Raw genomic sequence first — 16,084 nt, 5'->3', positions numbered from 1 at the left:
ACATGACTTTACCGCCGGAAGTATAAATTCTTCTGGATTCCGCAGCAGGTGGCGGGGCGATTTTGGCGCAGGGTAGTTTACTCCTCTCGGGGTATACTTGTGCTAGTGGATGGAGCCAGGATACAAAAAAGCGGGCACTGCACCAGCGCCCGCTTCCATGTAAGTATAAATACGGTTTCTCCTAGAAGTTCGGAGACAGCAGGTACTTGCTGTAGAAGTCGTCGATGATCTTGACGGCCTCAGAGGCATCGTCCACGATGTGCACCAGGTCCAGGTCCTCGGCGCTGATGTTGGTTTCCATGTTCAGCATCACGTCCTCGATCCACTTAAACAGGCCCTCCCAGTAGGCGCGGCCCACCAGCACAATCGGAAACGCCCCGATCTTCTTCGTCTGGATCAGCGTGATCGCCTCAAACAACTCATCCAGCGTGCCGAAGCCGCCCGGCATCACCACAAACCCTTGGGCATACTTCACGAACATCACCTTGCGCACAAAAAAGTAGTCGAAGTTGATGAGCTTGTCAGAGTCGATGTAGATGTTGTTGAACTGTTCGAAGGGCAGCTGTATGTTCAGGCCCACCGACTTGCCGCCCTCGGAGTGCGCGCCTTTGTTGCCGGCCTCCATAATACCCGGGCCACCGCCCGTGATCACGCCGTAGCCGTGGCGCACCAGCTTGGCGGCAATCTCCTCGGCCATGATGTAGTACTTGTTATCAGGCTTGGTGCGGGCCGAGCCGAACACAGATACGCAGGGGCCGATTTTGGCCAGCTTCTCAAAGCCATCCACAAATTCGGCCATCACTTTAAAGATCTGCCACGAGTCGGCGATCTTGATCTCGTTCCAGTCCTTGTCTACAAAGGCCTGGCGTATTTTCTTGTCCTCTTCGGAGGCAGGCGGGGCCGTAGACTGGCCGCTCTCGCGCAGGTCGGTTACCGATCTGGCTTTATTGTCGTTTACATCCGGTTTCAGAATGGTTTGGCCGCTGCCGGTGTTCACCGACTCGTCGTGCAGCTTGGTTTTGCTTGTCTTTCTAAGCTTTGTCATAATTTCTCGTCATCTTCAGCGGGGCAGTAGCCCGTGGTGCCTGTTTGGGTAAGGCACGCGTCATCACATATTAAAAATAAAAATTTGGCCCGGCAGCGCTTGTGAGGGAAAAACCGCCGGGGCAAACATGTAAATATAGCTTTATTTTGAGCGGATAGCAATCACCGGGTCTAAGTTAGAGGCCAGTACGGCAGGTATAATACCCGACAGCATGCCGATAACGGCCGATACGCCGAGCCCAAGTATAATGTTGCCCACCGAGAGCGTGATCTTCATCATGTCCTGGGGGATGAGCGTGAGCAGGAACACCAGCATGATGCCAATGCCGCCGCCTAACAGGCTGAGAAACACCGCCTCGAACAGGAACTGGAAAAGTATGAAGTAGTTTTTAGCGCCCAAGGATTTTTGTATGCCGATGATGTTGGTGCGCTCCTTCACCGACACAAACATGATGTTGGCAATACCGAAGCCGCCCACAAGTATGGCAAAGCCGCCGATTACCCACCCTGCCAGGCCCACCACGTTAAAAAAGCTGCCAATGGCCTCTGTGGCCATTTCGGGGCGGTTCATGGCAAAACTATCCTCGTCGCGGGGGCGCAGGCCGCGTATGTTGCGCATCAGGCCTCGGGTTTCATACTCCAGCTCCATCAGGCCCGGGTCCTCGTCCCGGCCTTTCAGAGCGATGGTGGAGCCCAGGCCGTTCGGGCCCACGTCATACATCTTAGAGAAGGTGCTGTACGGGATCATGCCTATCTGGTCCATATTCGGCATCCCGAAGATGTTCTCGCCCTGCTTCTCTATTACCCCGATCACGGCAAATTTCTGCCCGGCCACCTTCAGCGTTTGCCCAATAGGGTTGCCGTAAGGGAAGAGCGTGCTGGCTATCTCGTCGCCGATAACAATTACGTTGCGCGCTGCGTCGGCTTCTTGCGGCGTAAAATAGCGCCCGGTAACAATAGGCACCTCGCTCACCTTTGGGTAGTCATAGGAAATGCCCATCAGCTCGCCGTCGGAGTAGCTGTTGTTGGCATACTTATACGTGTTGCCGCCCTTGCTCGAAAAAATGGCCACGCCATTGCTGGTGGTAATGTAGCGCTGCAGTTGCCGGAACTCACGCTCCGTCGGCTCTGGGCGCTGAAAATACTTCCACCACGGGTAGCTGCCGCCAAAGGCCCAGGGCCATTTCTGCACGTAAATCACTTTCTCGCCGATAAAGCTCATGCTGTCGCGCACGTTCCGCTCCAGCGAGTCTACCAGCGTAAAAACCGAGATAATGGCGAAGATGCCGATCGTTACCCCCAGCAGCGACAGAATAGTGCGCAGCAGGTTGGCACGCAGCGCTTGCCACGCAAAACGAAAGCTTTCTGCTATCAGGCGGAGGTAAATCATAGTCTTCTTTTGGTTACGGGTAGAACAGTGGCAAGTAATTTTGTTAAAAGTAAGAATAATTCGGGCAAACCGAGTAAATTTGCGGTTCGATTTTTTGTTTTTTAGTACACGGTTGATTATGAACCTCAGCGGGAGGTTCTGCTGTTGTGTACCCGGAGATACTCCACAAGTATAAGAACCAAATACCGTAATATTTGATATATGAAATTATCCGAATTTAAGTTTGAGCTTCCTGAAAGCTACCTTGCCACACACCCTTCTGAAAACCGCGACGAATCTCGCATGATGGTGGTGCACCGCGACACCGGCAAAATCGAGCACCGCATCTTTAAAGACATCCTGGAGTATTTTGACGAAGGCGACGTGATGGTGGTAAACGACACCAAAGTGTTTCCGGCGCGCCTGTATGGCAACAAGGAGAAAACAGGGGCCAAGATTGAAGTATTCCTGCTGCGTGAGCTGAACAAAGAGATCCACCTGTGGGATGTGCTGGTAGACCCGGCCCGCAAGATCCGCGTGGGCAACAAACTATACTTTGGCGACAGCGACCTGGTAGCCGAAGTAATCGACAATACCACCTCCCGTGGCCGTACCATCAAGTTCCTGTTCGACGGCACTGATGAGGAGTTCTACAAGACTATCAACGACCTGGGCGAGACGCCGCTGCCGAAGTATATCAAGCGCGAGGCAGAGCCGGAGGACCGTGAGCGCTACCAGACGGTGTATGCGAAAAACGTGGGTGCCGTGGCTGCCCCAACCGCCGGCCTGCACTTTACAAAAGAGGTAATGAAGCGCCTGGAGATTAAAGGCGTGGATGTAGAGCCAATCACGCTGCACGTTGGCCTGGGCACTTTCCGTCCGGTGGATGTGGAAGACCTGACCAAGCACAAGATGGACTCAGAAAACTTTATGGTACCGGCCGGCACTGCCGACCGTGTAAACCAGGCCCTGGACAGCAAGAGACGCGTGTGCGCCATCGGTACCACTACCATGCGTGCCCTGGAGTCGTCGGTTTCGGCCAGCAGCCGCCTGAAAGCCAACGAAGGCTGGACAGACCGCTTCATCTTTCCTCCGTACGAGTTCAAGATCGCCAATAGCCTGCTTACCAACTTCCACATGCCGGAGAGCACGCTGCTGATGATGGCCGCCGCTTTTGGAGGCTACGAGCTGATCATGAAAGCTTACGAGGAGGCCGTGAAAGAGAACTACCGCTTCTTCAGCTACGGAGACGTAATGCTGATCCTGTAAGTATAAAGCACTACCAAAGTATAAAGCCCCGGCCCACAAGCCGGGGTTTTTTTATTAACCGTGAGTCTTTCTGAAGCTAAGTATGGCGTCGCTATTCTGTATTTCCACAACTCCTAAACTTTCTAACTCTTTAACTCTCTAACTTTCTAACTTTGCCCCATGGCACAAACTCCGGAATACGCGATAATCGTGGCTGGCGGCAGCGGCAGCCGCATGCAGCACGACCTGCCCAAACAGTTTATTGAGGTGGCGGGCAAACCGATCCTGATGCACACTATAGCGCGGTTTTACAAGTATAACCCTGCCGTGAGGCTGGTGGTGGTGCTGCCGCAGGAGCAGCTAAACACTTGGCGTGAGCTGTGCCGCAAACATGCTTTCAAGCTGTTCCACATGACGGTGGCGGGCGGCGCCACGCGGTTTAAGTCGGTGAAGAACGGCTTGGGTGCAGTGATGGGAGAAGGCTTGGTGGCCGTGCATGATGGTGTGCGCCCCTTTGTGGAGGTGGAGACCATACGCGCCGCTTACGAGGCTACAGCCAAGTATGGCAGTGCCGTGGTGGCTGTGTCGCCCAAAGACTCTATCCGGGAGCTGACCGAGGAGGGGAGCCGAGCAGTACCACGCGCAAAGTATAAACTGGTGCAAACGCCGCAGGTTTTCCAGGCAAGTATACTGCAGAAGGCTTACGAGCAGCCGGAGCAGGAGCACTTTACAGACGATGCCTCGGTGGTGGAAAGTATAGGCGAAACGATTACGCTCGTAGAGGGCAGCTACCGCAACATCAAAATCACCACACCCGAAGACCTTATACTTGCCGAGGCGTTTGCGAAAGAGGGGAGCCTGTAGCTGCTTTGGCTAAAGTATAAGTGGTATTGCAACCGGTATGGCGCGGACAGGGCGCGACTTGGGCCTACAAGTATAAACCTACCCCTAGCCCCTCCTTAGCTAAGGAGGGGAATTGACCTCACCCCAACCCTCTCCTAAGAACAGGAGAGGGAGAGCTCTGCAGACGATTGTCACCCCCCTGACCAACCACCCCTACCCCTCCTTGGCTAAGGAGGGGAATTCTGTTCAAGCTCCGTCAGCTGAGGCGATCAAACCAGTTCCCAGTTTTCTGTGAGGCGCCGGGGGTAGGGGCCCTCCTATGCGAGTTTTTCCGGTAGCGAGCGATAGCGAGGCAGCCCGAGGCACGAGAAGAGGGCCCCTACCCCCGGCAGGAAAAGCTCCCAGCGCCGAGCGGGAAAACGAGCCCTCGCGGGCTTGGAGCGCACCAAAGTATGAAATGCAACTGTAGCCTTTGTAAGACTGAGGATGAACAGCAGCTAGTAAGGATAGCTTGTATCAAACTGAAGGAAGCATCGGCTAGAGGCTAAAAAGGCACAAGCGGACGCTTGCGCCAGGAAAGGCCAGTGAGGCTATGAAAGTATGGCCGAAGTATAAACTATAACCACGCTGCAATGTCTCAACCCTCTACAGCACCGGCTGCCGCCCCGCCTCCAGAAAGGCCTGGTTCTCCTGCACGGTTTGCGGGGAAATAGGCTCCAGCTGGGGGTGTGGCTTGGAGAGGTTGAGGAGGTAGCCCTGCATGGGCAGCAAATTATGCAGGTCGTGGGTAATGCAAAGTACGGTCTTGCCGCGCTGCTGCACCCAACGCTGCAGCAGCTCAAACACTTTGTTCTTATAGTATACGTCCAGCTGCTGCGTGGGCTCGTCCAGCAGGTTTATGCTGGCGTCCTGCAGCATGAGCTGCGCCAGCCATACCAGCTGCTGCTCGCCCCCCGAGAGTGTGGTGAACTCATGGTCCAACAGGTGGGAGAGCTGCAGCTGTTCCAGCGTTTGTGCGGCCAAAGTATAATCCTCTGAGGTATAGTTCTCGAAAAAGCGCTTCTTCCGGAACAGGCCCATCACCACCAAGTCGTGCACTTTAATAGGAAAGTTGACAACTGCCTTCTGCGGGAGGTAGGCCAAAAGCCCTTTGCCGGACGGGTTGGAAAGGTGGCGCAGGTCGTGGTTGTGCACCAGCAGCTGGCCCTCGTACTCTACGTTGCCCTGAAAGGCCCGAAAGAGCGTAGTTTTGCCGGCACCGTTATGGCCAATAATAGCCAAAAAGGCAGGGGAGGGGATAGAAAAAGAAAGGTTGCGGATCAGGACCCGTTGGCCATAACCCGCAACCAAATTTTTTACTGTGACGATCAAAGTCAGATTAATTAAAAATCAGAAATTCAAAAATAGAAATGCAAGTGCCTTTCGGGCGCAATTTCTAATTTCTAAACTATAATTTCCAATTAGCCTTAGTACTCGTCTTCGTTAAACATGAAATCCTCTTTGGTAGGATAGTCAGGCCAGATCTCCTCAATGTTCTCGTAAGGCTGTCCGTCGTCCTCCAGGGCCTGCAGGTTTTCTACTACCTCCATAGGGGCGCCAGAGCGGATTGAGAAGTCGATCAGCTCATCTTTCGTGGCTGGCCAGGGTGCATCCTCCAGGTATGAAGCTAATTCAAGTGTCCAGTACATAGTATTTTCTCCTTTAACTTATTGGCTTGTGTAAAATAGTTCGCAAAAGTATAAATAAAAACAAGAACAAAAATTTAAACTAAAAAATTATTGCTTTTTTGTCTGTTTTTAACAACACAACGCAAATAAAACACAAATGTTCAAAAAGCAGGGAATAAATTTTACCGCGTTTACGCCTCTTCTAACATAAGTTGTACGCGAGTGCCCGGAAAGCAAAAAAAGCGCTACTGCAGGTGCAGCAAGCGCTTTTTTTTGAATATACTGGAGCCGTGGCCTAGCGCGAAATGGCGCTCAGCTGGCTTTGGAACATCTCTATCAGGGCTGTCTTGGTGCCTATCTTGCGGTTAAAGTTGCGGATCTTGCCTTTCAGCATGTTGCGGAAAGCATCGTTGCTCGGCGAGTCGTTTAGCTTGCCCAGGTTTGTCTCCAGCACCTCCAGCTCGCTCCTGTCTGACTTGATAAAGTCCCGGAGGGCGTTGATGCGGGCCAGCAGGCCATCGGTCTCTGAGAAGGTCTCGTTGCTGGCCTGCTGGCGCTTTCGGATGTAGTGCTCCAGGCTGCTCATCTCAAACACGCGGTCGCAGGCTTTAATAAAGCGCTCCCAAATGGCGTCCGACACGTCCGGGCGCACCGGGCCCACCTTCTTCCACTCAGCCTGCAGCTCTTTGGCACGCTTTACGGCCTCGCCTAAGCTATAATCCTGCAGCAGCTGCTCTGCCTGTATGGCCAACTCCTGCTTGCGCTCATAGTTCTGCTCGTAGAACTGCTCTCTGGAGGCGTTCTTCTCTTTCTGTATCTTGCGCTTGAGGCGCTCGAAAAAGTGGTTGTGTGCCTTCCGGAAGTTGTTCCAGAGGTTGGTCATGGTTTTGCGCGGCAGGTTGCCGCCCACTTCCTTCCATTCGTTCTGCAGCTGCTTGAGCTTGGCGGTCGTTTCCTCCCACTCCTCTGAGTTGGCCAGGTGGTACGACTGGTTGATCAGGTCTCTGTAGCGCTCGTAAGCGCGGTTCTGCATGCGCTTTTTATCCTCAAAGAAGTTCTTCTTGCGTTCAAAGAAAGCCTCTACCGCGTTGCGAAAGCGTTCCTCTATCTCATCGGTCAGCTCTTTCTCCACCGGGCCGGTCTTAATCCAGGCGGTGCGCAGGTCCTTCAGCTTTTCAGTGGCCTCTTTCCAGTCGATGCTCTGGCTGTGCGCCTCTGCCTCCTGTACCAGAGCCATTTTGATGCTAAGGTTCTTCTCGCGGTTCTGCTTAATGGTCTCGTTTATCTCCTCTTCAGCCTTGCTTAGGGTATGGTAGAGCTGCTCAAAGTCGCCCAAGGCATCGTAGCTGCCCACCTGTTCCTTCATGTGCAGCACTTTCATCAGGAAAGAGCCTTTGTTGTCAGAGGCCTCGATGCGCTCCAGCAGGTTGTTCACCTTCTCGCGGAACATCTCGAAACGCTTGGCGAAATACACCAGCGAGTCGTCTTCCGATTCTTTCACCTCGCCAACCTGCCTTGCAGGGTAGTTCATAAAGGGTTTTAGCCATACTTGCTGGTCTTGGGTATAACCATACTCTTTGGCTACTTCCAATAGGTTGTTGTTTTCCATTTTACTGGATTAGGTTTTGCGTCGTACGTAATTCAGGGTAAGGTATCCGGGATAAACTAAATTTAGCATACGCAGGCATGGCGGCAGCGTTGGCAAAACCAGCTGCCGGCCGGTTGCTAAAAACAGTAAGTACGTACCTTACCCATACAGTTTTTACAAGTTTAGTGATTTCAGCGCACTTTTGTGAAGTGCAAAGACATGATTTTTTGCGATATTTGTGATTCCTTACGTTAATAACAATCAGGCGGATAGCTAAATACAGCCCGTGGCCGCTTGCCGTGGGTATAAACATATCAGTACTTAAACCATACTATACAGCATGAGCAACGAAACTATTATTTTTTCGATGGCCGGGGTCAGCAAGATCTACCCTCCAAAGAAACAAGTACTTAAGAATATCTACCTCTCCTTCTTCTACGGTGCCAAAATTGGCGTGCTGGGCCTGAACGGCTCGGGTAAATCCAGCTTGCTGAAGATCATTGCCGGCGTAGACAAAGAATACCAGGGCGAGGTGGTGTGGTCGCCGGGCTACACCGTGGGCTACCTGGAGCAGGAACCGCAGCTAGACCCGACCAAAACCGTGCGCGAGGTGGTAGAGGAAGGCGTGAGCGAGGTGGTGGGCCTGCTGAAGGAGTTCGACGAGATCAACATGAAGTTTGCCGAGGAGATGACCGACGATGAGATGAACAAGCTCATTGAGCGCCAGGGTGAGGTGCAGGAGAAACTGGACCAGCTGAACGCCTGGGAACTGGACAACCGCCTGGAGCGCGCCATGGATGCGCTGCGCACGCCGCCGGAGGACGCCATCATCGGTAACCTGTCGGGTGGTGAGAAGCGCCGCGTGGCCCTTTGCCGCCTGCTGTTGCAGGAGCCGGACGTGCTGTTGCTCGACGAGCCTACCAACCACCTCGACGCTGAGTCGGTGGACTGGCTGGAGCAGCACCTGCAGCAGTACAAAGGCACCGTGATCGCCGTTACCCACGACCGTTACTTCCTGGACAACGTGGCCGGCTGGATCCTGGAGCTGGACCGTGGCGAAGGCATTCCGTGGAAAGGCAACTACAGCAGCTGGCTGGAGCAGAAGTCTACCCGCTTGGCGGCAGAGGAGAAAACTGAGAGCAAGCGCCAGAAAACCCTGCAGCGCGAGCTGGAGTGGGTGAAGATGGCCCCGAAAGCCCGCCACGCCAAATCAAAAGCGCGTATCAGCCAGTATGATAAACTGGCCGGCGAGGATGTGAAGCAGAAAGAGGAGAAACTGGAGCTATTCATTCCGGACGGTCCGCGTTTGGGCGCGCAGGTGATCGAGGCGCACAACATCAGCAAGGCCTATGGCGATAAACTGCTGTTCGAGAACCTGAGCTTTGCGTTGCCGCAGGGTGGCATTGTGGGGGTTATCGGGCCGAACGGTGCGGGTAAAACCACCCTTTTTAAACTGATAACAGGCCAGGAGAAGCCAGACAGCGGCGACTTTACCGTGGGGTCAACAGTACAGATTTCGTATGTAGACCAGGAGCACGTTAACCTGGACCCGAACAAGTCGGTGTTTGAGGTGATCTCAGGCGGAACGGAGCACATGATGATGGCCGGACGACAGGTGGTGTCGCGCGCCTACGTGAGCAAGTTCAACTTCTCGGGCGCCGACCAGGAGAAGAAAGTGGAGAAGCTGTCGGGTGGGGAGCGCAACCGCGTGCACCTGGCCATGACGCTGAAAGAAGGCGGTAACCTGCTGCTGCTCGACGAACCTACAAACGACCTGGACGTGAACGCGATCCGTGCGCTGGAAGACGCGCTGGAGAACTTTGCCGGCTGCGCCGTGATCATCTCCCACGACCGCTGGTTCCTGGACCGTATTTGTACCCATATCCTTGCCTTTGAAGGAGACTCGCAGGTATATTGGTTTGAGGGCAACTATACCGAGTACGAGGAGAACAAGAAGAAGCGCATGGGCGACGTGGAGCCGAAGCGCATCCGCTATAAGAAGCTGGTTTAGAACCGCAGATAATACCAACACCAAGCCTCCGTTGCCGCCAAGGCAGCGGAGGCTTTTTTATTCGATGTTATGCGTGTAATGTGTTGATATACTGCTTTTTACGACTAAAAAGAAATTTTTTCAATTTATTTTTATTGCACTTTCTATAGTTAGTGTAGGCTTATAGGATATGTTACGCCTGAAGCATTGGAATATTTAGAGGCTCTCGATTGTGGGTAAAGTATAAGAGATACTGTATAACATTCAAAAATTTGGTTATTATAATTTATCTATATTACTTTGCATCAGATAATTAAAACGGTTGTACTATTATTTTATGCAATTGTTCTTTGCGCTGCATCTCACTTTAAATAAATAATAAACCTAAAAACTAATCAAAAAAGTCATGAAAAAAGTTGTACTGAGAAATTCACTGGTAAACGTACTTATCGCTACTTACTTTATTGTTGGTGGTGCCATTAGTCACTTGGTAGTGATGGCCTAAGTTTACTGACAGTACTACATACAGCGGGGCTGCTCTCTACTTGAGGGCAGCCCCGCTGCTTTTATAGAAGTTTGCCTAAGCCAGGAAGACCTAAATTTTGATTAAATTTGTCCTAGCGCTGCCGTGCTAACGTGGCAGGCGAGCCAAAACCAGGAGCAACGGATTATGATAAAGTACCTCCGCCACGAGGAGATAGACAAGCACACATGGGATGCCTGCATAGCGGCCTCTGAAAATAATATGGTGTGCGCGCTCTCGTGGTTCCTGGATGTGGTATCGCCGGGGTGGCAGGCTTATGTTGAGGAACAGGGGGGGGCATACGCTACTGTAATGCCGCTGCCAGGCACCCTGAAGATGGGCTTCCCCTACCTTAGCCAGCCATTGCATGCCCAAATGCTGGGTATATTTACCACGGTCCGCAGCAGCCCCGCGGTGCGGGAGCAAATGCTGGAGCTAACTATCAAACGCTTTAAGTTCATCAACGGGTACCGCTTTAATGCCGGCGACACGCCTTGCCTGGAGAAGCTGCAGAACACCTATGACCTGGTGCCCCGCTATACCCGCCTGCTGGCGTTAAGCAAGCCATACCCGGAGCTGTACAAAGGCTATACGCGCGACCGCACAATGAACCTGAAACGGGCGCAGCGGGCTAACCTACGTATGTTTGAGAGCGACGACATTGAGCCGCTGATCGAGCATTTTAAGAAGCACATTGCCCATAAAGTGGTGGGTGGGGTGTCGGAGGTGGCGTACAAGATGCTGCGCGAGCTGTTTGCGGCGGCTAAGAAACATGGCATGGCGCAGCTGATGTATACCACCGCTGGCGGAGAGGTAAACGCGGGCTGCCTGTTCATCAAGTATAACAACACCATCAGCTATACCTTTAACTCTGCCGACAGCGAGGGCCGCGCCGCCAACGGGCGCACCCTGGTGCTCGACGAGATCATCAGGCAGCATGCCGGCTCGGATTATGTGCTGGACTTCGAGAGCCCTATGATACAGCAGATAGAGCACTTCTACGCCAGCTTTGGCTCGCAGCGGGTAAAGTACTTCGCGCTACGGCAGAACGCGCTGCCACTGTACGTCAAAGTAATCCGAAACGTCCGCATGAAGCTGTACCGTGCCTTCTTTGCAACGGGGGTGGCTGAGGAAGTATAGCCGACGCGTGCCGCAGCTACTCCAACATAGCGAGATCAACAAAACTGCCTGGGATGCCTGCGTAGAGGCCTCCGCGCAGCGGCAGGTGTATGCGCTGTCGTGGTACCTGGATGTGGTGTCGCCGGGGTGGCAGGCGGTGGTGGAGCAGGAAAGCGGTATTTATACTTGCGTGATGCCGCTGCCCGTGCGCCGTAAGTTTGGCGTTTTATACTTGCAGCAGCCGCTCTTCTGCCAGCAGTTGGGCATCTACGCCAGGCAGGCGCTGCGGCCGGAGCAGGCGGCGGCCTTTCTGAGCATTGTGCGGCGGCATTTCAAGTATACTTCCGGCTACGCTTTCTGCACCGGCAACGCCGCCACGCTGCAAGGTATAGCGCAGGAACAGCTGCAGCCGCAGCACACCCTTTACCTCCAGCTAAACCAGTCTTACCAACAGCTCTGGAAAGGCTACAACCGCGACCGCAAGTATAACCTGAACAAGGCTCGCCGGGAGCGCCTGCGCATTGCCCACAGCCAGGACATAGAGCCGCTCATCCGCCTGTTCCGGCAAAACATAGCGCACAAAGTATACGGCGGGGTGGATGAGGCAGCTTACCAAATGCTGCGCCGGTTATACACAGCCTGTGTGGAAAAGGGGATAACGGAGCTGGTTTATACCTTGGCGGAAGACGGAAGCATTACGGCGGGCGGGCTGTTCCTGTACTATGGCGGCTACATCATCTACATTTTTAACGCTGCCGACAGCAGCGGGCGCAAAAGCAACGGCCGCACCCTCCTCCTCGACGACATCATCCGCCGCAACGCCGGCACCCCGCAGGTACTGGACTTCGAGAGCCCAATGATAGAAAGTATAGCCGGGTTTTACCAGAGCTTCGGTTCTGTGCCTGCGCCTTTCTATGAGTGGAAGTATAACTGCCTGCCCCTGCCACTGCAAGTGCTTAAGAAGGTGCGCCAGCAGGTGCTGCTGAGCCTGCTGCCTGTGAAGTAAAAAGAGCCTTTCGCAAACAAGAGCCGTGTAGCCTTTAAGCTAAAGCAAATCAGCTGGTTGTGGCTTAACTTTTGTCTATGCAGGACGTATACATTAATAGGTCGATATAAACTATCGGATTTATAATGTTATATTTTTACTTCTTATTGCCATGAAAAATATCTACAAAGACGATGATTCTTTAGCTTACCTGATCATTACTGCATACTTTGCAGTGGCTACCACACTGGCAGTGCTGGTAAGCTACTAACGACGCACCACTCAAAAGTATAAAAGGCCGTACGCAAGTACGGCCTTTTATACTTTATGGCAGGCTGAAGCCCCTATTTAACCTTCTCAAACTCCAGCTCGCTAAAGTGGAAGTCGGGGTTGTCGGAGTCGAGACGCATTTGGCTGATGCTGCCGTCCTGGCCGGCCCAGAAGCGCACGTTGGTGGGGTGCAACAGGGCGAAGTCGTTTTTCCAGTCCAGGTTAAAGATGTCGTGCTGCCAGAAAGTAAGCGTGCCGCTAAGCGCCGGCGCCGGCTCCAGCTGCAGGTAAAGCTTGCCGTCTTTCAGCGATACGGTGGCGTTGCCATAGAGCTGGCTATGGTAAGTGCCGGTGTATTCTTCCAGGCTGCGGGTCGGCTTGCTCTTTTTCTTCTTCTTTTTTTCCTGGGGCTCTTTAGCAGATGCCTCCGCTTCAGCCTTGCGGGCCGCTGCCGCTCTGTCGAGGTAAAACTGGCTCCAGTCGCGGCCTTCTTTTACCTGCAGAAACTGGTCTACGGTGTAGTTGGCGAGCGGTGCCATAATGCTGCTCATGCTGTTGGTTAGGATCACGATGCCCAGGCCCTCTTCCGGTAGCAGCACAGTGCGGCTGTTCATGCCTTCATGGCCGCCGCTGTGATACACCATTTTGCGCCCTTCGTAGTCGCTCAGGAACCAGCCCAGGCCGGCGCCCGAAAAGTGTGTGGAAGGTGTGATCTCCTCCGCCTCTTTCGAAACGGCAAACGGGTTGTGCACGGTCCACATGTTGCGGCTGGCTTCCTCACTGAAAATCTTTTTGCCATTGTACGTGCCGTGGTTCAGCTGCAGGCGCATCCACTGAGCCTGCTGGTTTACGCTGGTAAAAATGCCGGCAGCAGGGTTCCAACTGTCCCAGGCGGTGAAGGTGGTGGCGTAAGGCTTCTTGTTTTCGTCAAAGCCATGCGGCGAGGCCACGTTCTGCACGCCTTTCAGGTCGTTTACCGAAGTATAGGAGCGGTTCATGCCGAGCGGGCGGAAGAACGTTTGCTGGATATAGTCTTCCCATTTCTGGCCGCTCACTTTCTCGATCACCTCCCCGGCCGTGATAAACATGAGGTTAGAGTAGCCGTAGCCGTCTCGGAAGCCATACACGGGCTCCAGGTAGCGCATGCGCTCGATAATCTCGGGGCGGCTGTAGGTGGTGTTGTACCAGAGCAGGTCGCCGCTGAAGGTCTTAAAGCCGACGCGGTGGCAGAGCAGGTCCTCTATCGTCAGGTTCTCCGTCACGAACGGATCGTAGAGCTGCAGGTAGGGCACGTACGTTTTTACCTTGTCTTCCCATTTTATCTTGCCTTGGTCTACCAGCGTGGCCAGGGCGGCGGCAGTGTAGGCTTTGGAGTTGGAGGCAATGCCGAAAAGCGTGTTGGCGTCTACCTGCCCGCCTTTCTTATTGTCGAGCACGCCGTAGCCTTTGGCAAAGATTACGGAGTCGTTTTTCACGATGGCGATGGCCATGCCGGGCACGTCCCAATCCTTTAAAGCTTTTTGGTAATAGGCGTCCAGTTTCTGGAGAGTGGCGGCGTTTTGCTGCGCCTGTGCCTGCGGCAGCACCAGCAGGGCCACCAGCAGCAGCGCCAGGCGCAGGAGGCCAGCGGGCGAAGTATAGGTTCTGTTCATCAATATAGTAGCATGTTAACTCGGGAATATAGGCATTTTTGCAGAAGCCACGAAATGGCGGGGCAGGGCTTACCCGTCGCCTTCCTCGCGGGGGATGTGGTTGCCTTGCTCATACTCCTTTTTCTCCATCTCCAGTTGCTGCAGCTCGGCTTCGGAGAGGTCGGCGAGCTGGCGCAGGTCAGGCTGACCGGCATCTACCCAGGCAGTGTACCAGTAGCTGGCAACCGTTTGGATGGCCAGGCGCATTTGCCGCTCCACCTGCCCATTCAGGCGCTTGCTGTAGGCTTCCGAAAAGGCGCGGGAGTACACGCGGGTGGTCAGGTTGTTGCGCAGTTCAAAGCCATACTTTTTCTCCTCGTCAAACTCCTGTGTCAGTTCCCGCTCCAGGTATAAAACCGAGTCGAGGGCAGTATGGGCGCTGGCCACCAGGCTCCAGGCTTTGAGTTGGGGCTGCTCTATGTAGCTGGATTGGCCCACAAAAAAGTCATAGTTGTCAGAAAACAGCTCGGGCAACCGTGACTCCCAAAAGCCATGGATGCCGCGTTGCCCGGTTAGCTGTCCGTTGTAGTTTTGGGTGGTGTGCAGCGGCACACAGGCATCGGCCACATAATGCCCTATTTCGGTGCTCAGGCGCAGGATGCGGTCTACGTTCCGGTCTTTAAAGGCCTGCGTGAGCTGGTATTTCATGCGGTTGATGTGCCAGGGCACTATGCCGTAGGCCATCAGCGTGTCTTCGGTATACTTGTCCACGGCCTCCTGCCAGAAGCGGGGCATGTTGTACAGGGCGCTGTCGCCGTACACGTCCAGGTCTATGTAGTGGCGGGGTGCCTCGCCTTCCACGGCATAGCGGCGCTTGTCGGGGTTCACAGCGTTCTCGGTGATGTAGCGGATATGCTTTTTGTAAAAGCCGATCATCTCGGGCGGCAGCGCGAACACCGCCAGCCGATTGATGCGCTGGTGCGCAAAGAAGCCCCAGGTATAGCCGTTGAGCGGCAACAACAGGGTGAGCAACAGAAGTATAGCCTTGTACTTGTTAGCCATATTGGCGGTGTACGAAGGTGTGTAGGTAAGGGGTTGTTTCCTTTAAGAAGACATAGCGAGAAATATTTTATATTGGTTATTTTATATAGTATATTCGGTAGTCCAATACCGTATAGCCGCTGGATTTGGGCGTATAAACGGAATAACTCCCTTATGCATTATAATTGGGCAAAAGCTGAACTACAGAAGAATAAAATTATAAATCTGAGATTTGCTTTAAGGATGAACACTTTTATATGAACTCAAGAGCTATAGAACAAATGAAAAGATTAATATTAACAGCAGCACCCCTTATCTTATGTATGGCTGGTGCTTATGCTCAGACTGCCGAACAGCAAACAAAGCCGTTCCCACCAATCGAGAAGAAGAAGCTTGATTTGAAATATCTTAGGAGTGATTCTTCCTCTGTCTTGGAACGTATCAGAAAGAAAGGTGTGACGAGCAGATACCTGCAGAAGCATAAAGAAGCAAATGTGTACCAAGAGAAGGCGGAGAAGCTGAAACCTGAAATGCCCATAATGCAGCCAGACTCCTCAACCCAGCTTCATATTCTTGCTGTCATACCAGATTCTACCATCCTTTTCCACATGCGGGTTAAGAAGCCAGAGTAACTTATAAAACCAGAGCTGAGAAAGAAAAAGAAATCCTTTGCCCAACATGAACTCTGTTAAAAGTCAAGCGAATTGAGGAGAAGTTTTAGAGAACTCAGCCTGATACGGAATACCGGATTTAACAATGGCAAAAG

The 16,084-nt window shown here is 53.2% G+C and carries 13 protein-coding genes; 6 read left to right on the top strand and 7 right to left on the bottom strand.

Annotated features, from left to right (window positions below; all coding sequences use genetic code 11):
- Positions 1–181 precede the first annotated feature (181 nt).
- Positions 182–1,045: an LOG family protein gene (locus FJM65_RS16540; RefSeq protein WP_140622690.1), complete on the bottom strand. Its 864-nt coding sequence runs from the start codon at positions 1,043–1,045 to the stop codon at positions 182–184.
- A 141-nt stretch (positions 1,046–1,186) separates the two neighbouring features.
- On the bottom strand, positions 1,187–2,434 hold the full coding sequence (locus FJM65_RS16535) for an ABC transporter permease (protein ID WP_140622688.1): 1,248 nt from the start codon (positions 2,432–2,434) through the stop codon (positions 1,187–1,189).
- Between the two features lie 201 nt (positions 2,435–2,635).
- Between FJM65_RS16535 and queA the strand changes: the two genes are divergently transcribed.
- Both queA and FJM65_RS16525 read left to right on the top strand, forming a co-directional pair.
- Positions 2,636–3,682, top strand: coding sequence for a tRNA preQ1(34) S-adenosylmethionine ribosyltransferase-isomerase QueA (gene queA / locus FJM65_RS16530; protein WP_140622686.1), 1,047 nt, complete (start codon positions 2,636–2,638; stop codon positions 3,680–3,682).
- Positions 3,683–3,841: 159 nt separating this feature from the next.
- Positions 3,842–4,525, top strand: a complete 684-nt coding sequence (locus FJM65_RS16525; RefSeq protein WP_140622684.1) for a 2-C-methyl-D-erythritol 4-phosphate cytidylyltransferase — start codon at positions 3,842–3,844, stop codon at positions 4,523–4,525.
- Between the two features lie 624 nt (positions 4,526–5,149).
- On the opposite strand, the gene FJM65_RS16520 is transcribed toward FJM65_RS16525, so the two are convergent.
- From FJM65_RS16520 to FJM65_RS16510, 3 genes are all read right to left on the bottom strand, one after another.
- Positions 5,150–5,875, bottom strand: a complete 726-nt coding sequence (locus FJM65_RS16520) for an ABC transporter ATP-binding protein (RefSeq protein WP_140622682.1) — start codon at positions 5,873–5,875, stop codon at positions 5,150–5,152.
- 95 nt (positions 5,876–5,970) lie between these two features.
- On the bottom strand, positions 5,971–6,192 hold the full coding sequence (locus FJM65_RS16515) for a DUF2795 domain-containing protein (protein ID WP_025608825.1): 222 nt from the start codon (positions 6,190–6,192) through the stop codon (positions 5,971–5,973).
- A gap of 274 nt (positions 6,193–6,466) precedes the next feature.
- On the bottom strand, positions 6,467–7,780 hold the full coding sequence (locus tag FJM65_RS16510; RefSeq protein ID WP_140622680.1) for a DUF349 domain-containing protein: 1,314 nt from the start codon (positions 7,778–7,780) through the stop codon (positions 6,467–6,469).
- Between the two features lie 319 nt (positions 7,781–8,099).
- Here FJM65_RS16510 and ettA point away from each other — a divergent pair, with 319 nt between their 5' ends.
- The 3 genes from ettA to FJM65_RS16495 all read left to right on the top strand — a co-directional run bounded on the left by ettA (position 8,100) and on the right by FJM65_RS16495 (position 12,397).
- Positions 8,100–9,770, top strand: coding sequence for an energy-dependent translational throttle protein EttA (gene ettA, locus FJM65_RS16505; protein WP_140622678.1), 1,671 nt, complete (start codon positions 8,100–8,102; stop codon positions 9,768–9,770).
- A 649-nt stretch (positions 9,771–10,419) separates the two neighbouring features.
- Positions 10,420–11,412, top strand: a complete 993-nt coding sequence (locus tag FJM65_RS16500; RefSeq protein WP_140622676.1) for a GNAT family N-acetyltransferase — start codon at positions 10,420–10,422, stop codon at positions 11,410–11,412.
- A 7-nt stretch (positions 11,413–11,419) separates the two neighbouring features.
- Complete coding sequence (locus FJM65_RS16495) at positions 11,420–12,397, top strand: GNAT family N-acetyltransferase (protein ID WP_140622674.1); 978 nt, start codon at positions 11,420–11,422, stop codon at positions 12,395–12,397.
- Between the two features lie 323 nt (positions 12,398–12,720).
- On the opposite strand, the gene FJM65_RS16490 is transcribed toward FJM65_RS16495, so the two are convergent.
- Positions 12,721–14,298, bottom strand: coding sequence for a serine hydrolase (locus FJM65_RS16490; protein WP_140622672.1), 1,578 nt, complete (start codon positions 14,296–14,298; stop codon positions 12,721–12,723).
- 69 nt (positions 14,299–14,367) lie between these two features.
- The gene (locus FJM65_RS16485; protein ID WP_140622670.1) at positions 14,368–15,339 is read right to left on the bottom strand and encodes a zinc dependent phospholipase C family protein; all 972 of its coding nucleotides are present in this window, start codon (positions 15,337–15,339) and stop codon (positions 14,368–14,370) included.
- Between the two features lie 236 nt (positions 15,340–15,575).
- On the opposite strand from FJM65_RS16485, the gene FJM65_RS16480 reads away from it, so the two are divergent.
- A complete protein-coding gene (locus FJM65_RS16480) occupies positions 15,576–15,950 on the top strand; it encodes a hypothetical protein (protein ID WP_181163752.1) in 375 nt (124 codons plus the stop codon).
- Positions 15,951–16,084 lie beyond the last annotated feature (134 nt).

The sequence above is a fragment of the Pontibacter mangrovi genome (assembly GCF_006385705.1).
GTDB lineage: Bacteria > Bacteroidota > Bacteroidia > Cytophagales > Hymenobacteraceae > Pontibacter > Pontibacter mangrovi.
Note: the sequence above shows the minus strand (reverse complement) of the source record. Positions and strands in the feature narration are given on the sequence as shown.